Source organism: Roseibium hamelinense (genome assembly GCF_007830545.1).
Lineage (GTDB): Bacteria > Pseudomonadota > Alphaproteobacteria > Rhizobiales > Stappiaceae > Roseibium > Roseibium hamelinense.
The window spans coordinates 21,149-42,132 of record NZ_VLLF01000003.1; the positions used below are offsets into that span (position 1 = coordinate 21,149).

Here is a 20,984-nt window from a genome sequence, read left to right on the forward strand (position 1 = left end):
AGAAAACCAGAAAACTCGCGAGGTTTCATGCGGTTAGGAAAAGCCTTTGATGCAGTGTTTGCGCGCCGTGACTCTGCGGCAGAAGAGCACAAAGCCTCGCGTGTGGGGCCGCTTCTGGCGCTTCACGGCAAGGCGCAACCGGTGTGGAGCCCGCGCAATTATACTGCGCTGGCCCGCGAGGGCTTTGCCAAGAACCCGGTTGTCTACCGCGCCGTGCGCATGGTGTCGGAGGCAGCGGCCAGCGTGCAGCTGACACTGTTCGACGGAGCGCAGGAACTTGCCACCCATCCGCTTTTGGAGCTGATCGCCCTGCCCAATCCGGAAGAAACCCAGGCCGACTTTCTGGAGCGGCTTTACGGTCATCTGTTGACGTCCGGAAACGCCTATCTGGAACAGGTCAGCCTGAATGGGGAGCCGCGCGAATTGCATGCGCTCCGGCCGGACCGGGTCAAGGTGGTGCCGGGACCAGAGGGCTGGCCGGAAGCCTTCGACTACACGGTTGGCGGGCGGTCGATACGTCTTTCGGCGCTGCCGGAGGAGGGGGGCGGAAACGGCCCTGCACAAATGCGGCATCTGAAGCTGTTTCATCCGCTGAACGACCACTACGGCTTTGCCCCGATCGAAGCTGCGCAAATGAGCCTCGACATTCACAACGCTGCGGGCAGCTGGAACAAGGCGCTGCTCGACAATGCCGCCCGGCCGTCCGGCGCGCTGATCTACGGGGCGGGCGATGCGGTCAATCTGTCGGGCGACCAGTTCGACCGGCTGAAGGACGAGTTGGAGGCCGGGTATCAAGGCGCGCGCAATGCCGGCCGGCCGCTGTTGCTGGAAGGCGGGCTCGACTGGAAGCCAATGGGCCTGACGCCGAAGGACATGGATTTCATCGAGGCCAAGAACCAGGCCGCGCGCGAGATCGCGCTGGCCTTTGGGGTTCCGCCGATGCTGCTCGCGATCCCCGGCGACAACACCTATGCGAATTATCAGGAAGCCAACCGCGCGTTCTGGCGCAATGCGGTGCTGCCCCTGGTCCGGCGCGTCAGCGCCAGCCTGACCGCCTGGCTTTCGCCCGCATACGGGCAGGCGCTGACACTGGAGCCGGACCTTGATGCGATCGAGGCGCTGGCGCCCGAACGCGAGGCGCTATGGCGCCGGGTCGGGGCGGCAAACTACCTTGACGACGACGAAAAGCGGGCCGCTGTCGGCTACGGCGCCCGGCAGGACGGGCACGCACAACCGCCCTTGGACAAGGACCCCGCCGATGACTGAGGATATTGCCCGCTCCGTCATCGAACGTGGCGATCTGGCTCATCTGGCGCTGTTCCTGTGGGCCGTCTGCGCATCGGTGCTGACCCTCGCGCTGGTACGTGAACTCAGCCATTCCAACCGCCGGTTTTCGGATTTTGTCGAGGAGATCGCCCGCTTGAATCGGCGTTTGAACGTCTTTCGTTCACACTTGAGCAGTGATGGCCAAGTCTCTGATCCGACTCTGCAAAACCGCCGCTCTTAAAGTGGCCTAGGCACTTCAAACAATATTCTTCAGCAAGGATCTTTAAAAATGCTCCGGACTTTTGACGGGCTGCGGCGGCATCTGCCGGTGTGGCTGCAACGGCGCGTGTTCAGCGCCTTGTCGGGCGCTCAGCACGATGCCCGGGAGAGGGACCCGTACCAGAACGTTTTCCGAGACTTTTCCCACGAGGTTGAAACCTTGCGCAAGCAGGCAAGCCGATGACAGGGCGCAGCGCTTTGCCGCCCCCTGGCCAGACCCAGGCCCGGGAGATGGCCCCGGAGATGGCCCGTGAGCCGGCATGGACGACCGCCTGGGTGCGCGGATATGCCAGCCTGTTCGGTCACCGTGATGGGGCCGGCGACATCGTGCGGCCGGGTGCGTTCGCACGCAGCCTTGCCCGCCAGACCCCGCTGCCCATGCTGTGGCAGCATGATCCGTGCGAACCGATCGGCATGTGGACCGGCCTGTGTGAAGACCGCAGGGGCTTGCAGGTTCTGGGGCGTTTGAACCTGGGTGTCGCCCGCGCCCGTGAGGCCGCGGTTCTGATCGGCACGGGAGACCTGTCCGGCCTGTCGATCGGGTTCAAGGCCCGCAGAGCGCAGCGCGACCGCGCCGGACGGCAGCTGATTGACATCGACCTTTGGGAAATCTCGCTGGTCACCTTTCCGCAGGTGAACGGCGCACGGGCACAGCTTCTGGCCCCGCCTTCGGGCGGGCTGACGAACACTTCAAGGAGACCGGCATGACCACGGACCAGCAGAAAGACTTTGACAGCGTTGCGTTTCAAATCCCGGACTATCAGATACCAGAGGATCAGCGTCCAGGCGATCAGGGCCAGGCGTTTGAAACCAAAGCCGGTTTCCCGGCAGCAAGCGCCATGCCCGCAGCGGCACCAGCGCAGCCTGCTCAACAAACGGGGGACGGTGCGGAAGTCGCGCGCAGTTTCGATGCGTTTTTTCAGGCGTTCGAGGCCTATCGTGCGGTCAATGATGCCCGCCTTGCGGAAATCGAAAGCCGCGGAAGTGCCGATGTCGTCACCCTGGACAAGCTTGACCGGCTCGACCATGCGCTGGACGCGACCCAGCGGCGGCTTGATGAACTGACGCTCAAAAGCCGGCGCCCGGCGCAGGCCGGTCAATCCCGGCCCGGCGGCACGCCGCGGGACCTCGAGCGCAAGGCCGCATTCGAGACCTATTTGCGCTCGGGCCGCGAGCACCAGCTGGAGCGGCTGGAACTGAAGGACATGTCGGCAGGTTCCGGGCCGGATGGCGGCCATCTGGTGCCCGATCACACGGAAACCGAAATCCTGCGCCGCTTGTCCCTGGCTTCGCCGATCCGCGCGATAGCGGGAAACCGGCAGGTCTCTTCCACGGCCTACAAAAAGCCCTATGCCCGCACAGGCCCGGCCACCGGCTGGGTCGGAGAGGCGGCCGCCCGGCCGAAAACCGGCGCACCAACGCTCGAGGAACTGACATTTCCGGTGATGGAACTTTACGCCATGCCGGCCGCAACAGCGACGCTGCTGGATGATGCGGCCGTCGATATGGACCAATGGCTGGCCGAGGAGGTGGAAACCGCCTTTGCCGAACAGGAAGGGGCTGCGTTCATCAACGGTGACGGGGTCAACAAACCGACCGGGTTCCTGTCCGTGCCGCAGGTGCCCGAAGCAAGCTGGGCCTGGGGATCTCTCGGCAAGCTGAAGACGGGGGCGAATGGCGCATTCAAAAGCGCGGATCCGGCCGACTGCCTGATCGATCTGATTTACAGCCTGAAAAGCGGCTACCGGCAGAACGCACGCTTTGTCATGAACCGGCGCACGCAAGGCGCCGTGCGCAAGCTGAAGGACGGTGACGGCAATTATCTCTGGCAACCACCGGCGGGGGCAGGCGCGTCCGCGACCTTTTTCAACTTTCCGATCACCGAAGCTGAGGACATGCCCGACATTACCGCCGGGGCCATGGCGATGGCCTTTGGCGACTTCAGGCGCGGATATTTGATTGTTGACCGGATGGGCGTCCGAATCCTGCGCGATCCCTATTCGTCAAAGCCGTATGTGCTGTTCTACACCACCAAACGCGTTGGCGGCGGGGTGCAGGATTTTGACGCGATCAAGCTTCTGGAGTTTTCCGCATAGGTAACGGGTTTTGGGAACAGGCGGGTGTCCGCGGTCCGGCCTGCCTGTTCCGACGGGGACAATACGCGCGGTGAGCGGAGCTGTGGGTCCGCACCGGCGCTGCCACCCCACGCCGCCCCCCCCACGCCCGGAACTCCAACGCCCGGAACTCCAACGCCTGAAACCCCACGCCGGCCCTCACTTCTGGCACACCAGCAACTTTCCATCCTCCCCAACTGGCGCCGGATCTCTTCGTGGATCCGGCGCTTCTTTTTGGGGCAACAGCGGAGCTGAAACTCTCATGACAGCGCATGTGGTAACACCGCCGGCGATCGAGCCGGTCAGCCTGGCCGAGATGAAAGCGCATTTGCGGCTGACAACCGGAACCGAAGACGATGTTGTCTCCGGGCTGATCAAGGCGGCGCGGGAACATGTCGAGCAAACCACCCGGAGGGTGCTGATTTCGCAGATCTGGCGGCTTTATCTCGACGACTGGCCTCCGGGACGTATTGTGCAATTGCACTTATCGCCGGTTTCCGCCATTCAGCAGATCTTGCTCTATCGGCTGGATGGCACGCCGGTGATCCTGGATCCTGCGGACTACGCCTTGCAAAGAGGCGCGGAACCACCCCGCGTGAAGGTGTCACTCGGATCAGGAATTCCATCTGCCGAGCTTGCCGGGATCGAGGTCGATTTCACCGCGGGCTACGGTCCTGCTGCCAACGACGTCCCTGCGCCGCTCCGGCAGGCGGTAAAGCTTCTTGCCGCACACTGGTTTGAAAGCCGGGAGGCCGCTTCAGAGCAAGATTTTGCGAATGTCCCCTATGGCTTTGACCGGCTGGTGATGGCGAACCGGGTGCCGCTGTTATGAGGGCCGGGCGGTTGAATGTGCCTGTTGTCCTTCTGCGGCCGGTGCACAGTGTGGAGGCGGATGGTACGGCCAGCCTGACCTATGCCGAAGCCGGGGCGGATTTCGCGGCTGTTGCCCTCAAAAGCCAGGGCGAGGCACCGGTCGCAGGGCATCTGGACGGCGTTGCGACCCACGACATCCGGCTACGCTACCGCGCGGGACTAAAAGGCGGCTGGAAGCTTGTTTCCGGCACGCGTATCTTCCGGCTGTTGTCGGTCAACGATCCCGATGGCCGCTACCGCGAGCTTCGGTGTGCCGCCGAGGAGGAGGCAACTTGAGTCTCCAAAGCGCACAAGGGGCCCTGCGCAAAGGTCTGTTCGCCTGCCTTGCGGGGGATGCCACACTGGCCGGGATTCTGGGCGGCGGGCGCCTGTTCGATCAGGCTCCGCGGGGGCAGAGCTTTCCCTACCTGCTGCTGCAGCTGGTCGACAGCAAGCCGCTTCTGGCGCTGGCGGAGGAGGGGCTGGAGCACGGGCTTCGGCTGAGTGTTTTTTCGCGCAATCCAAACCGGGATCAGGCAGCGGAAGCCGCGGGGCGGGCAGCCGATGTGCTGATCCATGGACCGGTGCCGATCGATGGCCACAGGCTGGTCAATCTGACTATCGGCGCGGTTGTCTCCAGGGCCATGCGGGACGGGCGCGGCTTTCAGGCCGAGTGCATTTTGCGCGCCGTCACCGAACCTTTGACTTGAACCGAAGGAACCTCAGCCATGGGCGCACAACGCGGGCGTGACCTGCTTTTGAAACTGGATGCCGCGCAATCCGGCAGTTTTTTGAGTGTTGCCGGCCTGCGTGCCCGGCGCATCGCGCTCAGTGCCGGCACGGTGGATGTGACGACCGCCGACAGTCCCGGCCGCTGGCGGGAGCTCCTGGAGGGGGCGGCCAGCCGCTCGGCCAGCCTGTCCGGGTCCGGCCTGTTCCGGGATGCCGCCAGCGACGCCGCCGTCCGGCAGCTGTTCTTCGACGGCAGCATCCGGCCCTGGCAGGTGGTGATTCCGGATTTCGGCCAGCTGGACGGACTGTTTCAGGTCACGGCGCTGGAATATGCCGGCCGGCACGACGGCGAAATGACATTCGAACTGGCGCTGGAATCGGCCGGCGCCCTGAGTTTTACCGCAATCTGAGGAGACCTGAATGGCCAACCGGTTACGCGGAGAGATATCCGCCATGCTCGACGGGCGCCGCTGGACGCTCGTGCTCACCCTCGGCGCCCTTGCCGAACTGGAAAGCGCCTTTGCCTGCGAGGATCTGAATGCCCTCGTCGACCGTTTCGGCTCCGGCCGGCTGTCGGCCCGCGACATGATCAAGGTGCTGGGCGCGGGGCTGCGGGGCGCGGGCAACGCGGTCACCGATCAACAGGTGGCGGACATGACCGCCCCCGCAGGCGTTGCCGGATTTGCGGCGATCGTTGCCGATCTTATCCGCGTGACCTTTGGCGACCCGGAGCCGGAAGATGCAGGTGAGGACCCTAATTCGCAGGCCCCTCGGGAGAGCGCCGGATGGGACGAGACCCTCCCCAAATCGCTGGTGCCCGCATGACCGCTGCCCGCCCGTTTCCATGGGCGGTCCTGCAGCAGGCGGCTTTTGTGAGACTTGGCTGGACGCCGCAGACGTTTTGGGCGGCGACCCCGCGTGAGATCGGCGCTGCGCTCGGCCTGGGCACGCGTGCCGGACATAGCGGGCAGCCCATGACACGGGCGCATTTCAATGCGCTTGTCAGCGCGTATCCGGATGAGCCACCAAGGAGCTGCCATGAATGAACGTGACGGGGTTGATCTGCCGCTTGCGGACATGGACCGGTTCGCCCGGCAGATGGACGATATCCGGCAATCGGCGGAAGGGGTCTCACGGTCGCTGGCGTCTGGGCTGAAGGCCGCACTTGTCGATGGCAAGTCGCTGGATGCGGTGTTCCGGCAAATGGCGCTCAGCGTTTCGAACCGTCTGGTTGCTTCAGCGCTCAAGCCGCTGGACGGTTTGGCAAGTTCGCTTGCGGGCAATCTGGTGTCAGGCATTGGCACGACGGCCGGAAAAAGCCTGAGCGGCCTGTTGTCCGGCGCGACACCGTTTGCCAAGGGCGGTGTTGTGGCCGCGCCAACCTATTTCGGTATGGGGCAAGACGGCCTCGGGCTGATGGGCGAAGCAGGGGCTGAAGCGGTGTTGCCGCTTCAGCGCGGATCCGACGGGCGTCTTGGCGTCAAGATGGGTTCCGGCGCGGGCACCGCACCGGTTCAGATCAACGTGACGACGCAGGATGCGGAAAGTTTCCGGCGGTCGGAAGCTCAGGTTTCGGCGATGGTGGCCCGCGCCGTCGGACGGGGACGACGCGGGCTCTGACACCGGCCTGAAAAGGAGGGGCTCAGGAGCCGGTGTTTTCCAGCGCGGCCAGCATGGCGGCAATCTGGTCTTTCAGGTGAAGCCGTTTCTTCTTGAGATCTTCCAGCGCTTCGTCGGAAGCAGGTTCGATCTCGCTTTCGATCCGGTGAATCTCCTTGTTCACGACGTGGTACTCGTCGGAGAGCTTGGCGAAATGCGCATCGTTCAGCTTCAAGCTGTGCAGCGCCTCCGTTTTGTCCGGAAACTCTTCGTGCAGTTCGTGGGGTACATGGCTCATGGTTGTTGCCTCCTTTTCTGAGCGCACCATGGCGATGTGACCACGTGCACACCTTGAGCCAGATCAATCCCGGTCAACTTCGTTTTGGAGAAGTGAGCACATGACAGCGTTTTTGGATGAGCGCTTTCCGGCTGCCGTGGCGTTCGGCGCGCTGGGCGGACCGGAACGGCGTACCGAAATCGTCGATCTGGCAACCGGCCACGAAGCGCGCAATGCCCGCTGGGCCGACAGCCGCCGCCGCTATGACGCGGCAACCGGCATCCGCTCCTTGAACGATCTGCGGGACGTGTTGAGCCTGTTCGAAAAGGCGCGCGGGCGCTTGTCCGGGTTCCGGTTCCGCGATCCGTTCGATCATTCATCGGCGGTCCATGGCGGCCCGCCCACAGCTTTTGATCAGACGATCGGCACCGGGGATGGTGCGACCACACGTTTCACTCTGGTGAAGACCTATGGTGCGGGACCGAATGCCTATACCCGGGCGATCCGGCTGCCGGAGGCGGCCAGCCTCAAGGCGGCCGTTGGCGGCAGCGAACAGATCAACGGTGCCGGTTTCTCCGCCGATCCGGCGACGGGCGCGCTTGTGTTCTCAGAGCCCCCGCCTGCGGGGCAAACGGTGACGGCCGGGTTCCTGTTCGATGTGCCGGTCCGCTTCGACACCGACCGGCTGGACCTCAGCCTGACCCATTTCGAGGCCGGCGATATCGCCTCGATCCCGCTGATCGAGATTCGTCTGGACTGAATTCTACTGGTGGTTGTTTTTTGTGCGTGCTGCAGTAAAGTGTTCAAAGGTTTATTACTTGGCGGAGCTACAATGCCATTTGTTCAAATTGATAACCAAAGTCATAGCTGGGCAGAATTCAAAGCTGACTGGGCGGCTCAATGCGATCGTTTTGCAGAAGATATAGATGACTATGCGACAGCTACGCTTCCGGTTCTTGAAAAATTGGTCATAAACCCAGAGCCAAAGGCCGGTGTGTTTTCTTTGAAATCCGACAGTCAGTTTTTAAACGTATGCCAAGTTAATACGGCGGCGATTCCAGGTTATGACGGACCAGTCTTACGAGTTCGTAACTTGACAGTTGCACCGCTCCATGATTTTGGTGACATCAGCGACAATGACTATGGACAGGTGCTCATAAAAACGCTTGTTGGGGTCATGGAGATCTCCGACGAGGGAGATTTGAAGGCAGACCACGTAAAATTTCACTTACGAAGCCCTATTGAGCGCTCGTTTTTCCAAGCTCTGGGCGTAGGTCTTGATAATGCCGACGTGTACAAAGATGTTCGCATGGCCGGCGCATGGCTCTACATAACGAAATAATAACCATTGGGCATAATGATAAAGTGAGGAGCATTCATATGGTTAAAAAAGATCATGATAAAGCAATGACGTATGCTGTTATATATGCATTGTCAAAAGTGGATCTAGCGAAGTTGCGAAGCACTCCGATGTTTCCCTCCAGTGCTCGCGTTGAACGTCTAAAAGCTGCTTAGATTACCTCATAACGATTTCAATAAACCCGGCACTCTGCCGGGTTTTTTTTGGGGCGGTCTTTAAGACATGAAACAGATTTCCGCGCCCCTGGCGGCCCATTTGGCCGGCCGGGTGACGACCTTGTGTGCCTGCTGGATCCTGGAGCAGCGGGACGGCAGCACGTTCGGGTTCACCGATCATGACCGGGCGGTCACCGTCGAGACCATCGTCTGCGCACCGGGAAACGGTCTTGGCGCGAGCGCCATGACCGGCGGGCCGGGCCTTGCCACCGGCGGCGGCGAGGTGGCCGGTGCGCTGTCGGGCGCGGCGATTACGGAGCGGGATCTGGAAGCCGGCTTCTGGGACGGGGCCGAAATCCGAACCTATCTGGTCAACTGGGCCGACCCGTCGCAGGTTCTGCTGGAACGGCGTGCCAAGCTGGGTGAAGTGGTGCGCGAAGGCAATGCCTTCCGCGCCGAATTGCGCGGTCTTGCGCATTTGCTGGAAGCCAAGGCAGGGCGGGTGTTTTCAAGAACATGCGATGCGGATCTTGGTGATCCGCGCTGCGGTGTCGGGCTGGGGTCTGCTGCCTATACAGCTGAGGCTCTGGTGCAGCCTGGCTCGGATCTTGAAACGCTGCGCCTGTCCGGGCTGGACGCTTTCGCAACGCGCTGGTTTGCCGGTGGCCGGTTGCGCATTCTTGACGGTGGCCTGTCGGGCTTTGCGAGCGAAATCGCCGATCACAGGGCGGAGGAGGGCAGCGCCGAAATCCTGTTGTGGCAGACCCTGCCCGCGGCGCTGGCCGATGGCACACGCGTGACGGTCTCTGCAGGCTGCGACAAGCGGTTGGAAACCTGTGCCGCCAAGTTTGCGAACACGGAGAACTTTCGCGGTTTCCCCCACATGCCGGGTACCGATTTTGTCCTGTCCTATCCCAACCGCAACACCGGGGAAAACGATGGCGGCGCCCGTGTTTGAACAATACATTGCGGCTGCCGGGCCGCTTCGCCGGGAGGTCCTTCGGGAAGCCGAAACCTGGCTCGGCACGCCTTACCGTCATCAGGCAAGCTGCAAGGGGGCGGGCTGTGACTGTCTGGGGCTTGTCCGCGGGATCTGGCGGGCGTTGATCGGACCCGAACCGCAAAGCCTTCCCGCCTATTCGGCAGACTGGGCAGAAGCAGCCGGCGCGGAAACGCTGCTGGCTGCCGGGCGCCGATGGCTTGTGGAACAGGACCCGACCAAGGCCCTGCCGGGGGATGTGTTGGTGTTCCGCTGGCGGGCGGGCGCTCGGGCCAAACATGCCGGAATACTGGCGCCGGGCAACCGCCTTGTTCACGCATATGAGCGCGTCGGCGTGGTGCAAAGTCCTCTGGCTTCCGCCTGGCGCAGGCGCATCGCCGCTGCGTTTTCTTTTCCGGAGGTGCCCTCATGGCAACCTTGATCCTGACCGCAGCCGGACAGGCGCTAGGCGGCGCCCTTGGGCTTGGCGGCGCCGGCAGCCTTTTGGGCAAGGCGGCCGGTGCGCTGGCGGGCGGCGCGCTGGATCAGGCCCTGTTCGGCGCCTCCCGCACAGTGGAGACCGGCCGCATTGCGGACCTGTCCGTCCAGGCCTCCAATGAAGGGGTCTCCTTGCCGAGGGTCTATGGCCGGGCGCGCTTGTCCGGCCAGGTGATCTGGGCGACCAATTTCGAGGAAGTGGTCTCGGAAGACAGCCAGGGCGGCAAGGCAGGCGGCAGTTCGGTCACGGTGCGGTCCTACAGTTACTTTGCCAACTTCGCGGTTGCGTTGTGCGAAGGGTCGATTGCGCGGGTGGGCCGGATCTGGGCCGATGGCAAGCCGCTGGACACCAGCGGAATCAACCTGCGCATTTACAGCGGCACCGAAACCCAGGCACCGGACCCGTTGATCGCAGCGTTTCAAAGCCCGGCACCCGCCTATCGCGGTACGGCCTATGTGGTGTTCGAACGCATGGCGCTGGAACATTTCGGCAACCGCCTGCCGCAGCTCTCCTTTGAAGTCATCCGGCCCGTGGAGCCGCTGGAAGAGCAGATCCGGGCGGTGACGCTCATTCCCGGGGCCGGCGAGTTTGTCTATGCCCCGGATGAGGTGCGCGAAACCGAGCGGCCCGGGGTCACCCGCACAGTGAACCGGCATGTGCCCGGCACCGCATCGGACTGGGCAGCGTCACTCGATGAACTGACAGCGCTGTGTCCGAACCTTGAGAGCGTGGCGCTGGTGATTTCCTGGTTCGGAGATGATTTGCGCGCCGGGGTCTGCTCCATCCGGCCCAAAGTGGAGGTGCTTGAGAAAACCACAAGCGGCGCCGTTTGGTCGGTCTGCGGGGCAACGCGCGCTGTTGCGCTGGCGGTCAGCCGGATTGACGGGCGGCCGGCGCTGGGCGGAACGCCGTCGGACGACACGGTGATTGCTGCCATCAAGGATTTGAAGGCGCGCGGCCTGAAGGTGATGCTCTATCCGTTCCTTCTGATGGACATACCGCCGGACGCAGACTTGCCCGCCCCATCCGGCACCGGAACGCAGCCGCCTTACCCCTGGCGCGGGCGCATTGAAGGCGGGGCGGACGCAACAGCCGATGCAAACAGCTTCTTCGGCACTGTCACAGCTGCCGCATTCTCTGTCCAAGATGGAACTGTTGCCTATTCGGGTCCCGCGGAATGGCGTTACCGCCGGCATATCCTGCATCTGGCGCATCTTGCAAAGGCCGCGGGCGGTGTTGACGCTTTTCTCATCGGATCGGAACTGCGCGGACTGACCCGCTCGCGTGCTCCGGACGGCAGCTATCCGTTTGTCGCGAAGCTGGTGGAGCTTGCCGCCGATGCGCGCGCCGTCCTGGGGCCGGCGGTTGCGCTGTCTTATGCGGCGGACTGGTCCGAGTATGGCGCCCACCAGATGTCGGCAGACGAGCTGCGCTTTCCGCTCGACCCGCTCTGGGCATCGCCGCATATCGATTTCATCGGCATCGACAACTACCTGCCGCTGACCGATATGCGCGAGAACGGCACACCCGGCGGCAGCGCGGACGAGCCGTCTGCGGTTTATGATTTGGAGTTGCTGCGCTCAGGCGTCACCGGCGGCGAATATGCCGACTGGTACTATGCCAGCGATGCGGACCGGCAGGCCGGGCTTCGGGCGCCGATCACGGACGGCGCCTATGGAAAGCCGTGGGTCTACCGCGCCAAGGATCTGAAAAACTGGTGGGCCAATCCGCATGTGGAACGCAGTGGCGGTCAGGAGCTTTCCAGTCCCACGCCCTATCAGCCGCAGGCCAAGCCGATCTGGTTCACGGAGCTTGGCTTTCCCGCCGTCGACAAGGGCACAAACCAGCCAAATGTGTTTGTTGATCCGAAGTCGTCGGAAAGCGCGGTGCCGCATTTCTCGGATGGGACGCGCGATGACCTGATCCAGCGGCGCGCATTGGAGGCCTCGCTCAGCTGGTGGGATGATCTGCACCCGCGGTTGGGCATCGGCGACAATCCGGTGTCACCGGTCTATGGAGGGCCGATGGTGGCGCCCGGCGGCATCTTCCTTTGGTCCTGGGATGCGCGGCCGTATCCGGCTTTTCCGGCCTATACCGGCGTGTGGGCCGACGGTGCCAATTGGCAACTGGGCCATTGGCTGACAGGCCGGCTTGGCGCGGCCAGCCTCGACGCCATCGTCAATGCGGTTCTGGCGGATTTCGAAATCAGCCCGCAAGACTGCGCGGCCTCCGGGCTGGAGGGCCTGATTGAAGGCTTTGTCGTGACCGGGCCGTCTTCGGCCCGTCAGGCGCTTGAGCCGCTGATCGATGCTTTCGGCGGCCTTTCCCACGACAGGGGCACGCAGATCCTCATTACGGGAAGACGCAGCGCTTCGCGTGCCGGCATTCTGCCGTGCGCGCTGGCGCGTGACGGAGATGCGCCGCTGCTTTCGAAAACGAGGGCGCAGGCCAATGAATTGACCTCTGAAATGCGGCTATCGGCTGAGGAATCCGTCTCGGATTACCGCCGGCGGATTGCGGCCTCCCGCCGTCTGGAAGGCGGCAGCCGTCAGGTGGAGACCCGAGATCTGCCGGCTGCGGCAGCCATGGATGTTCTGCAACAAGCGGCGGACCGGCGTCTGCATGCGCTGTGGTCGGAGCGCGAGCGGGTGGAGTTTCGCCTGGGACCGGAGGCGGCCCGGTTTGAGCCGGGCGATGTGGTCACTCTGCTTGGCGAACCGGGCAAGGCCTACGAACCGCCGGTCAAGGTCCGCATCGAGGCGATTGAAACGGCCGGAAGCCGGCGGATTGAGGCGGCGCGTCTGGCCCATCCCAGACCGCCTGCCAGGCCCGCACCCGCCACACCGTCCCGGCCGTTTCCGGGCGGCGGTGTCGGCGCCGCACATGCCCTTTTTCTGGATCTGCCCATTTTGGCGGGCGATGATCCGGGCCACGGTCTGCGGCTAGCTGCTTTCGCCGATCCTTGGCCTGGCACCCTGTCCGTGCTCCGCGCCCCGGGCGAGACCGGTTTTGAGCCGCTTATGTCTGTTCAGGGGCCTGCGGTTATGGGGCGTCTTGCTGCACCTTTGGGGGCTGGCCCGCTTTGGGTGGTCGATGAAGGATCCGTGGTGGAGGTCGAGCTTTTCGGCGGGCATCTGCAAAGCAGGAGCAAAACCGAGGTGCTGTCCGGCCGCAATGCGCTTGCGGTGCGCAGCTCAAGCGGCGGCTTTGAGATCCTGCAATTTATCCAGGCTGAACTCGTGGCACCGCGCCGCTACCGTCTGTCAGGTTTGCTGCGCGGCCAGCGCGGCACGGAAGACGAGATGCGGACCGGGGCGGCGGCGGGATCTGATGTGGTGCTGCTGGATCCTGACCGGGTCCCTTCCGTTCCTTTGTTGCCCGATCAGATCGGACTTGCCCTGAATTACCGCATACTGCCGCAAGGCGCAGCGTTGAATGACCCGGCTGCCGTGGCCTTGACCCATACCGCAAGCGGGCGGGGGCGGGTGCCGTTTGCCCCTGTTCACCTGAAGGCCCGCCGGACAGCAAGTGGGATCGAGGTGAGCTGGATCCGGCAGACCCGCTCCGCTTCCGACAGCTGGGAGGGGATGGACGTTCCACTCGGCGAGGAGCGCGAGGCCTATGAACTGGATATTTTGGACGGCGGCGGCGTGACCAAACGCACCTTGAGCACCGGTACCCCCTCCGCGCTTTATCCGGCAGCCGATGAACATGCCGATTTCGGCGGCCCGGTCACCAGCCTGTCCGTTGCGGTCTGCCAGCTTTCGCAGACCGCCGGGCGCGGAACCTTGAGGAGACAAACACTCCATGTCGGTTAGTCCCAGACTAAACCTGCCGCTGATTGCAGCCGCGCAGGCGCAAAAACATGTCACCCACAATGAAGCGCTGATGCGCCTGGATGCCGCGATGAATGCCAGCATTCTCGCCACCCGTGCGGATCCGCCCGCCACGCCGCAGGAGGGAACAGCCTATCTTGTGTCGTCCAGTCCGTCGGGCGGGTGGTCGGCCCGGGCTGATCATGTGGCCGTTTTTCAAAACGCGGCCTGGGTCTTCATCGCCCCCTTTGACGGTTTGACCGTTTTTGACAGCCAGCTCGGGCTGCAGCGTGTCTATAGCGGCGGGGCATGGCAAACCCTGGGCGGCGCTGCCGGGGAGGCGGGCGCGGACAGTCTGCTTGCGCAATCGGCCTTCGGCGCCAAAAGCTGGCACAAGGTGATCGACGCTGAACTTTCCGGCCTGAGCGGAGCCTTTGGCGAGACGGCTGCCATCATCCCAAGCCGGGCAATCGTGTTGTGCGTCTCCAGCCGCACGGTCGACACCGTGACCGGCGCAGTTTCCTATGATTGCGGCATTGACGGAGAGCCAGCAAAATTCGGTGGTTCACTCGGCAGCGCCGCCGGGTCGAGCAATCTTGGCGTCATCGGCCCGACAGCATTTTACAGCCCGGCAGCCATACGGCTGACCGCCAATGGCGGCAGCTTCACAGGCGGCACTGTGCGCCTCGCCGTGCACTGTTTTCTGCCCGAAGCACCCGCTGCGCCCTGACGCGCGCCCTTGCCGGATCACGGGCGGAACACCCCAGCGTCCTTTATGAAAAAGATCCTGTGCTTCCAACCCGAAATCATTCCCCAAGCCGGAGGCAATCCATGAAAATCAGCGAACGGGGCCTTGCATTTATCGCCGCGCATGAGGGCTTCGTGTCCCGGGCCTATCTCGATCCCGCCGGCGTTTTGACCATTGGCTACGGCTTCACCATGCGCAGCCGCCTGTTTGCCGCATTCTGGCGCGCGCGCCATGGCCGGAGCCTTGTTCCGGGCGACCGGATCAGCCGCGAAGACGCCAACAAGGTGCTGTTGAAACTGATCGACGAGGAATATGCGCCTCCGGTGGCAGGTGTGCTGCCAGGTGTGTCGCAACCTGTTTTCGATGCATGTGTTTCGGTTGTCTACAATCTGGGGGCACGGGCGCTCTCCTGGCGCTGGGCGCGGGCGTTGATGGGGGGCGACAAAAAAAGCGCCGCCGGACTTTTGGCCAAAACCGGGACAACAGCGGCGGGCCGGCGCTTGCCAGGCCTTGTGCGCCGACGGCGCGAAGAAGCGCACCTGCTCAAGACGGGCGACTACGGTCTCGCATCGCCCTGGCGCTGGACGCCGAACGCGGAAACCCGCCGGATCCAGACAGTGCTTGCACGGCTCGGGTTCAAACCCGGCCCGATCGACGGCCTGCTCGGCAAGCGGACGCGGGCGGCGGTCCGGGCGTTTCAGCGCGCCAATCCGCCGCTTCTCGTCGATGGCGAACCCGGCCCGGCCACAATGGCTGCGCTTGAGCGGGCAGCGGACAAGCGCAAGTCCGCCGCGCTGACCGTTCTGTCGTCTGCGGCCACGGCGCTGGGTCTTTTCTGGCAAAAACACCCGGCAGGCTTCGTCGCCGCCGCAGCTGCCGGTGTGGTCGCGATTGGCGTCGCGGTTGCCCTGTGCTGGGCTTACCGGGGGCGGCTCTTGAAAGCCCTGTCTGCCTGACGGGTTTTCGCCTTCATCACAAGCAGAATCAAAAAGGAGACCGTGCATGCGCGGATGGAAAACGGCTGTCCTAAATGGCAGTGTTTTGGGGCTGATGGGCCTTGGCGAGGTGCTGGCGCATTTGGCCGGTGTCAATTGGCATCAGATCTTGCCCGACGGGATCGCGGGCCTGGTGGTGGTCGGCCTTGGGGCGGCGAACCTCGTGCTGCGCCATATGACCGACAGTCCAGCCGGATGGCGTCACTGATACGGAAAACTGCGTATACCCCTCCTGACAGAAGGCTGTCAGGAGGGGCCGGGTATCTTGGTCTTGTCACATAGATTCAAAGGGCCAAAACGATGACCTTCATACCCAAGGATTTCAATGTCTGGATGGAGCTGCCTGTCACCGACTTCGACAAGGCGGTCTTCTTTTACAACACTGTTTTTAAAACAGAATTGAAAGTAGATCGCGAAATGGGGCCAAATCCGATCGCACTGTTTCCAACGCAGGAGTCAAACGGCGTCGGCGGGCACCTTTACCCCGGCACCCCTCCTGCCAAAGGCTCCGGCCCGACCATTCATCTGGCCTGTCCCGACAGTCTGGAGGAAACCGCCGAACGTTTGAAAGCTGCAGGCGGCGAGGTTGTCACGGACGCCATCTCTATTCCGGCGGGCCGTTTCATGTATTGTCTCGACCCGGATGGAAACTCCATCAGTCTGTTTTCCAGTTAAGCGACCATGGCTCATGAGACGCGCCGACCGTTTGTTCCAAATTGTGCAGTATCTTCGCGGCGGCCGACTTGTGCGCGCAAAGCAGCTCGGAGACTGGCTGGAAGTCTCCGAGCGGACAATCTATCGCGACATAGCGGATCTCCAGGCCTCGGGCGTGCCGATCGATGGCGCTGCCGGGGTCGGCTATATCATGCGCGATGGCTACGACCTTCCGCCGCTGATGTTCTCGCGCGATGAAATCGTTGCCCTGGTCGCCGGGGCGCGTCTGATCCGGGCCTGGGGCGGGGCAGGGATGGCCCGGGCCGCAGAAGAAGCCCTAATAAAGATTGACGCCGTGCTGCCGAAGTCTGTCCGCGCCCGCAGCACACAAATCGAAGTGCACGCTATAGCCCCGGAAATGACCGAGGAGGTGCGCGAGCGGATCGATAAGCTTGAAGCCGCCGCTGATGCGCGTATCCGGGTCTCCATCACCTACAAGGATGGCGCGGCGAAACCGTCGGAACGCACGATCCGCCCGTTGGGCCTATGGTTTTGGGGCAAGGTCTGGACGCTGGTCGCCTGGTGCGAGCTGCGCGAGGCGTTCCGCATGTTCCGGCTCGACCGCATCTCGCGCATGGACATGCTGGAAGGCACATTCCGTCCGGAACCGGGCAAGACCTTGAAGGATTTCTACCGGCTGATGGAAGAAAGCGGCTATCACGGGCCGTAAGCGCGCGGTCCAGGCAGCGGGCCGTGCCGGTTTTTGGTTTCCCGGCGGCTACTGCGGAGTGCCCAGGCGCGAAAAATTGCCGGCTGTGATCTCCTTGATGAGCTTGCGCTTCATGGCACGCTCATAGTCTGAAAAACCGTCCGCAATCTCCAAAAACGCGCCCGGGCCGCGGATCACGCGTGTCCGGTAGTACCCGATCGGGTTCGGCACGCTGCCGGCAATCACCAGCCCATTCACGATGATCTGCTCCTGATCCAGCAAACCATGCACGGCGTCAGGACCCAGCCCTTCGTTGCTGACGCCGTCTCCTGCCAGGTCTATCACCCGTCGCAAGCAGTATTCCGGAGCGGCATTCAAGAGATCGACCCCAAAAACCAGCGCTTCTCCAAGGGCGGTGGTGCTTTGCCCGAACAGCCGCGGGCTCTTGAACAACCGGGCCGAGGCGGCGTCCGCACCGGCCTGATCTTCGATAAAAGTCCAGTCAAGTTGAAGCGCCTGCTGGGTGCGGCCGCTCCACTCGAAGCTGGAAAACCAGATCCCGCCAACCAGTTCGATCGCATCAACCACTTCCGGATCTTTGAGCGCATTTGCGAGACCGCCCAGCTGCAACGCATGTTCCTGCGGATCGACACTTGCAGAGCCGTCCATGGCGACAGTGAGGGAAAGGGAGCAGGCGGAGGCTGTGGCGACGGTCGCATACATTGCCGCTCCGAAAAACAAGCCGCCGCCATACCGGGTTGTCAGCGTCCGTCCGATCCCTGCGCAAAAGCCTGTCAGCATGCCCCAAGCCACCTTGACGGAGTTTTCTTCACGGCAGAGGGTAGCGGTGATTGCATGACAGCTCAATAAAGGGCATCCCGCGTGTCACGTTCATGTCGCGTTCAGCGATGGATTGCTAGTCATGCAGCATGACGTCCACACCTGCCTGGAAGCACCAAGTGAAACATTTTATTTCCACGCTGATTTTTGCTCTCATCCTGACCGTGCCAGCGCATGCGGCCTGTCTGTCGCAAGCCGAGGCGCGCCAGGCGGTTGCAAGCGGCCAGGCCAGGTCGCTGGGTTCCGTACAAGGCCAGGCCGGTGGAGAGATCGTGAAAGCACAGCTGTGCCTGGAAGGCGGGCGCTATGTCTACCGTCTGTCGGTTTTGGTCAACGGCAAGGTCACGACCAAGGTCGTGAACGCCAGCAATTAACCGGGGGCTGTCATGCGTATTCTTGTTGTAGAAGACGATGCGGATTTGAACAGGCAGCTGGCGACAGCGCTCGAGGAAGCGGGCTATGTGGTTGATTCGGCCGCCGACGGCGAAGAGGGACACTTTCTGGGCGATACCGAACCTTATGACGCCGTGGTTCTGGATCTGGGCCTGCCGAAACTCGACGGGTTGTCGGTGCTTGAAAACTGGCGGCGCGACGGGCGCACGATGCCGGTTCTGATCCTGACCGCCCGCGACCGGTGGTCGGACAAGGTGGCGGGCATTGACGCGGGCGCCGACGACTATGTCGCAAAGCCCTTCCACATGGAAGAAGTGCTCGCCCGGGTCCGCGCGCTTGTGCGCCGGGCGGCCGGGCATGCCTCCAACGACTTGACCTGCGGCGATGTGCGGCTGGATTTGCGCGCGGGGCGGGTAACGGTCGCCGGAGCGCCGATCAAGCTCACGTCGCATGAATACCGGCTGCTGTCCTATCTGCTGCACCATCAGGGCAAGGTGATCTCCCGCACCGAATTGACGGAACACTTGTACGATCAAGATTTTGACCGGGACTCCAACACGGTCGAAGTGTTTGTCGGACGGCTGCGCAAGAAGATCGGTTCGGACATGATCGAGACCATCCGCGGGCTCGGCTACCGGTTGGGAGCGTCCGTTGACCAGTGACACAGCTGAGGCTGCCGGCCAGCCAGACCAACCGGTGCGGCGGCAACGCTCGCTTGCCGGACGCCTGGTGCTGGTTGCCGCGCTGTGGTCGACACTGGCGCTTGCGGTTGGCGGTGTTTTTCTGGTGTCGCTGTACCGCGCGGCAGGCGAGCGCGCATTCGACGCCCAGCTTGATGTGCACCTGAAAACGATTCTGGCCGAAATGCTGCCCGATGCCGTGTCTCAGCTTCAGATGACCAAGGCTGCGGACATACAAACCCCGCGAAGCCTTGGGGAGCCTCGCTTCTCACTGCCGCTATCGGGCTGGTACTGGACCGTACGGCGCACGGGCGACAGCGACTTGCTGTTTGCGTCCCCCTCGCTGGTCGGGGATCCGCTGAACGTGCCGGACCTTGGCGAAAAGGACGCCATGGCGTCATTTGTCGAAGGTCCTGCCAATCAGGAAGTCCGTGTGCTTCAGCGCAGGATTGAGGTCGACGGACAATCGCTCGTGATTGCGGTGGCGGCGGCGACCGCAGACTTCCGCGCGGAACTGAACGAGTTTTCCCGGTCGGTCGCGATCACTTTGGTTGTGATTTGGATCGGACTGGTTGGAGCCATTTTTCTTCAAGTGAAGGTCGGTCTCCGGCCGCTTGCGCGTTTGCGCTCGTCACTTGCCGATGTGCGCGAGGGCAAGGCAGATCGGATCGATGAAGACCTTCCCAGCGAGCTCGCGCCGCTGGCGGTGGAGCTGAATGCCCTGATCGTTTCAAACAAGGAGATTGTCGAACGCTCGCGCACGCATGTGGGCAATCTAGCACATGGCCTGAAAACGCCCCTGAGCGTCATTGCCAACGAAGCCAGGTCAACGGAAGGGCCGTTTGCAAGCAAGGTTGCCGAGCAGGCACAGGTGATGTCGACCCAGATTCAGCATCACCTTGAACGGGCCCGCATGGCCGCGCAGCGACGGGTGATCGGAGTGTCGGCGGATGTCGAACCTGCACTGGCGCGGCTGGTTCGCGCGATGGCGAAAATCAATCGCGACCGGCTTGACGATATTGCGTTCAGTTGTCCTGACGGCCTGAAGTTCCGCGGCGAGCAGCAGGACCTTGAAGAGATGGCCGGGAATTTGATCGACAACGCCTGCAAATGGGCCGGAACACATGTGGCGGTGAGCGTCCAGAAAGTCGAAAGCGGCCATTCTGCCCGGGCGCTTTTCGAAGTGCTGGTCGAGGACGATGGGCCAGGGCTTTCCGAAGAGGAGCGTAAAGTGGCGGTCAAACGCGGCCGCCGGTTGGACGAGACCGTACCGGGAACAGGCTTGGGCCTGTCGATTGTCGCAGACCTTGCCGCGCTTTATGGCGGCGAGCTGGCTTTGGAGCGATCACAACTTGGCGGGCTAAAGGCACGACTGGTGTTGCCGCTTTTGTGACCGAAAATTCACTTTGGTTTTTCCGCAAGCTACGGGAAACTACACTCCTGCTTAATCGCAATGCCGTAATCTGTGACCAGCGTCACGGACCTGGTAAACAAATTGTTGGCGTAGTTCGGCCATAAAGACTGTGTACGGAATTGAAAGTGCCGCAACGCAAAGCGGTTTGCGGCAGGCATCTACGGGGTTATCGATGAAACTGCGTGCCTTTGCACCATTGATTCTGATTGCTGGCGGTTTGGCCGGGTGCAGCGCACTGAATGCGTCGTCCGATCCACAGCCTGCCTGGAACTCGTCCTTCGGCGCCGCCGGGTCAGCAATTTCGGACGCAGAAGCCAACACCGCGATTTCAGTTCTTGTCGACAATGAATTGGGCCAGGCCCTTGAGCCATCAGACCGCAAGGCGGCTGCTGAAGCTCAAAAACGTGCGCTCAGAGCGCGCGGTGTCGGTGTTTCCGTCGCTTGGCAAAATGATGCGACCGGCCGAAGCGGCCAGGTTCGCCCAGGCCCTCTTTATCAGGTCAACGAGACCGCATGCCGCGAGTTCACTCATGAGATGGTTCTCAATGGCAAGGTGCTGACCGCGCGCGGGACAGCCTGCCAGGAAGATAATGGCACCTGGGAAACCATCAGCTGACGGCTGGT

At 62.8% G+C, this 20,984-nt stretch carries 28 protein-coding genes; 26 read left to right on the forward strand and 2 right to left on the reverse strand.

From position 1 onward, the window contains the following. Nucleotides 1–27 precede the first annotated feature (27 nt). From JM93_RS07630 to JM93_RS07680, 12 genes are all read left to right on the forward strand, one after another. Nucleotides 28–1,266, forward strand: coding sequence for a phage portal protein (locus JM93_RS07630; RefSeq protein WP_145341948.1), 1,239 nt, complete (start codon nucleotides 28–30; stop codon nucleotides 1,264–1,266). After that, nucleotides 1,259–1,507 carry a hypothetical protein gene (locus JM93_RS07635; protein ID WP_145341950.1) on the forward strand — a complete coding sequence of 83 codons (249 nt, stop codon included), beginning with the start codon at nucleotides 1,259–1,261 and terminating at the stop codon, nucleotides 1,505–1,507. The genes JM93_RS07630 and JM93_RS07635 overlap by 8 nt, the downstream gene beginning before the upstream one ends. A gap of 48 nt (nucleotides 1,508–1,555) precedes the next feature. Further along, nucleotides 1,556–1,729, forward strand: a complete 174-nt coding sequence (locus tag JM93_RS21690; protein ID WP_155197551.1) for a hypothetical protein — start codon at nucleotides 1,556–1,558, stop codon at nucleotides 1,727–1,729. A gap of 59 nt (nucleotides 1,730–1,788) precedes the next feature. Next, on the forward strand, nucleotides 1,789–2,253 hold the full coding sequence (locus JM93_RS07640; protein ID WP_145342596.1) for an HK97 family phage prohead protease: 465 nt from the start codon (nucleotides 1,789–1,791) through the stop codon (nucleotides 2,251–2,253). A gap of 131 nt (nucleotides 2,254–2,384) precedes the next feature. Then, on the forward strand, nucleotides 2,385–3,641 hold the full coding sequence (locus tag JM93_RS07645; RefSeq protein ID WP_145342598.1) for a phage major capsid protein: 1,257 nt from the start codon (nucleotides 2,385–2,387) through the stop codon (nucleotides 3,639–3,641). 280 nt (nucleotides 3,642–3,921) lie between these two features. Continuing rightward, complete coding sequence (locus JM93_RS07650) at nucleotides 3,922–4,491, forward strand: head-tail connector protein (protein WP_145341952.1); 570 nt, start codon at nucleotides 3,922–3,924, stop codon at nucleotides 4,489–4,491. A gap of 17 nt (nucleotides 4,492–4,508) precedes the next feature. Continuing rightward, entirely contained in the window at nucleotides 4,509–4,808 is a 300-nt protein-coding gene (locus tag JM93_RS07655; RefSeq protein WP_170230579.1) for a head-tail adaptor protein, read from the forward strand. Next, entirely contained in the window at nucleotides 4,805–5,221 is a 417-nt protein-coding gene (locus JM93_RS07660) for a DUF3168 domain-containing protein (protein WP_170230581.1), read from the forward strand. Before JM93_RS07655 ends, JM93_RS07660 begins: the two co-directional genes overlap by 4 nt. Before the next feature lie 18 nt (nucleotides 5,222–5,239). Then, the gene (locus JM93_RS07665; RefSeq protein WP_145341958.1) at nucleotides 5,240–5,653 is read left to right on the forward strand and encodes a phage major tail protein, TP901-1 family; all 414 of its coding nucleotides are present in this window, start codon (nucleotides 5,240–5,242) and stop codon (nucleotides 5,651–5,653) included. A gap of 10 nt (nucleotides 5,654–5,663) precedes the next feature. Then, a complete protein-coding gene (locus JM93_RS07670) occupies nucleotides 5,664–6,068 on the forward strand; it encodes a gene transfer agent family protein (protein ID WP_145341960.1) in 405 nt (134 codons plus the stop codon). Then, a complete protein-coding gene (locus JM93_RS07675; RefSeq protein WP_145341963.1) occupies nucleotides 6,065–6,289 on the forward strand; it encodes a phage tail assembly chaperone in 225 nt (74 codons plus the stop codon). Before JM93_RS07670 ends, JM93_RS07675 begins: the two co-directional genes overlap by 4 nt. Beyond that, nucleotides 6,282–6,863: a phage tail tape measure protein gene (locus JM93_RS07680; protein ID WP_145341965.1), complete on the forward strand. Its 582-nt coding sequence runs from the start codon at nucleotides 6,282–6,284 to the stop codon at nucleotides 6,861–6,863. Before JM93_RS07675 ends, JM93_RS07680 begins: the two co-directional genes overlap by 8 nt. Nucleotides 6,864–6,885: 22 nt before the next feature. On the opposite strand, the gene JM93_RS07685 is transcribed toward JM93_RS07680, so the two are convergent. Next, nucleotides 6,886–7,140 carry an HP1242/YdcH family protein gene (locus JM93_RS07685; protein ID WP_145341967.1) on the reverse strand — a complete coding sequence of 85 codons (255 nt, stop codon included), beginning with the start codon at nucleotides 7,138–7,140 and terminating at the stop codon, nucleotides 6,886–6,888. A gap of 100 nt (nucleotides 7,141–7,240) precedes the next feature. Here JM93_RS07685 and JM93_RS07690 point away from each other — a divergent pair, with 100 nt between their 5' ends. The 10 genes from JM93_RS07690 (at nucleotide 7,241) to JM93_RS07735 (ending at nucleotide 17,054) form a co-directional block, all read left to right on the forward strand. Next, nucleotides 7,241–7,879, forward strand: a complete 639-nt coding sequence (locus JM93_RS07690; RefSeq protein ID WP_145341968.1) for a DUF2460 domain-containing protein — start codon at nucleotides 7,241–7,243, stop codon at nucleotides 7,877–7,879. Between the two features lie 72 nt (nucleotides 7,880–7,951). Continuing rightward, the gene (locus JM93_RS07695; protein WP_145341970.1) at nucleotides 7,952–8,461 is read left to right on the forward strand and encodes a hypothetical protein; all 510 of its coding nucleotides are present in this window, start codon (nucleotides 7,952–7,954) and stop codon (nucleotides 8,459–8,461) included. Nucleotides 8,462–8,701: 240 nt separating this feature from the next. Next, nucleotides 8,702–9,592: a DUF2163 domain-containing protein gene (locus tag JM93_RS07700; protein ID WP_145341972.1), complete on the forward strand. Its 891-nt coding sequence runs from the start codon at nucleotides 8,702–8,704 to the stop codon at nucleotides 9,590–9,592. After that, nucleotides 9,573–10,055 (forward strand): NlpC/P60 family protein, encoded by a 483-nt coding sequence (locus JM93_RS07705; protein WP_145341974.1) that lies wholly within the window; start codon nucleotides 9,573–9,575, stop codon nucleotides 10,053–10,055. The genes JM93_RS07700 and JM93_RS07705 overlap by 20 nt, the downstream gene beginning before the upstream one ends. Then, a complete protein-coding gene (locus tag JM93_RS07710; RefSeq protein ID WP_145341976.1) occupies nucleotides 10,043–13,930 on the forward strand; it encodes a baseplate multidomain protein megatron in 3,888 nt (1,295 codons plus the stop codon). Before JM93_RS07705 ends, JM93_RS07710 begins: the two co-directional genes overlap by 13 nt. Beyond that, nucleotides 13,920–14,657 (forward strand): DUF2793 domain-containing protein, encoded by a 738-nt coding sequence (locus JM93_RS07715; RefSeq protein WP_145341978.1) that lies wholly within the window; start codon nucleotides 13,920–13,922, stop codon nucleotides 14,655–14,657. Before JM93_RS07710 ends, JM93_RS07715 begins: the two co-directional genes overlap by 11 nt. Before the next feature lie 101 nt (nucleotides 14,658–14,758). Then, on the forward strand, nucleotides 14,759–15,631 hold the full coding sequence (locus JM93_RS22100) for a glycoside hydrolase family protein (protein ID WP_145341981.1): 873 nt from the start codon (nucleotides 14,759–14,761) through the stop codon (nucleotides 15,629–15,631). 46 nt (nucleotides 15,632–15,677) lie between these two features. Then, nucleotides 15,678–15,878: a hypothetical protein gene (locus JM93_RS07725; RefSeq protein ID WP_145341983.1), complete on the forward strand. Its 201-nt coding sequence runs from the start codon at nucleotides 15,678–15,680 to the stop codon at nucleotides 15,876–15,878. A 92-nt stretch (nucleotides 15,879–15,970) separates the two neighbouring features. Next, nucleotides 15,971–16,345, forward strand: a complete 375-nt coding sequence (locus JM93_RS07730) for a VOC family protein (protein WP_145341985.1) — start codon at nucleotides 15,971–15,973, stop codon at nucleotides 16,343–16,345. 13 nt (nucleotides 16,346–16,358) lie between these two features. Beyond that, complete coding sequence (locus tag JM93_RS07735) at nucleotides 16,359–17,054, forward strand: helix-turn-helix transcriptional regulator (RefSeq protein ID WP_145341986.1); 696 nt, start codon at nucleotides 16,359–16,361, stop codon at nucleotides 17,052–17,054. A gap of 48 nt (nucleotides 17,055–17,102) precedes the next feature. Here JM93_RS07735 and JM93_RS07740 read toward each other — a convergent pair whose 3' ends face one another. Further along, nucleotides 17,103–17,834 carry a DUF1194 domain-containing protein gene (locus tag JM93_RS07740; RefSeq protein ID WP_208995018.1) on the reverse strand — a complete coding sequence of 244 codons (732 nt, stop codon included), beginning with the start codon at nucleotides 17,832–17,834 and terminating at the stop codon, nucleotides 17,103–17,105. Nucleotides 17,835–17,992: 158 nt separating this feature from the next. On the opposite strand from JM93_RS07740, the gene JM93_RS07745 reads away from it, so the two are divergent. The 4 genes from JM93_RS07745 to JM93_RS07760 all read left to right on the forward strand — a co-directional run bounded on the left by JM93_RS07745 (nucleotide 17,993) and on the right by JM93_RS07760 (nucleotide 20,976). Continuing rightward, nucleotides 17,993–18,247 (forward strand): PepSY domain-containing protein, encoded by a 255-nt coding sequence (locus tag JM93_RS07745; RefSeq protein WP_145341988.1) that lies wholly within the window; start codon nucleotides 17,993–17,995, stop codon nucleotides 18,245–18,247. 12 nt (nucleotides 18,248–18,259) lie between these two features. Continuing rightward, nucleotides 18,260–18,928, forward strand: coding sequence for a response regulator transcription factor (locus tag JM93_RS07750; RefSeq protein ID WP_145341990.1), 669 nt, complete (start codon nucleotides 18,260–18,262; stop codon nucleotides 18,926–18,928). Next, nucleotides 18,918–20,339: an ATP-binding protein gene (locus tag JM93_RS07755; protein ID WP_155197553.1), complete on the forward strand. Its 1,422-nt coding sequence runs from the start codon at nucleotides 18,918–18,920 to the stop codon at nucleotides 20,337–20,339. The genes JM93_RS07750 and JM93_RS07755 overlap by 11 nt, the downstream gene beginning before the upstream one ends. Nucleotides 20,340–20,532: 193 nt before the next feature. After that, entirely contained in the window at nucleotides 20,533–20,976 is a 444-nt protein-coding gene (locus JM93_RS07760; RefSeq protein WP_145341992.1) for an RT0821/Lpp0805 family surface protein, read from the forward strand. Nucleotides 20,977–20,984: the final 8 nt, after the last annotated feature.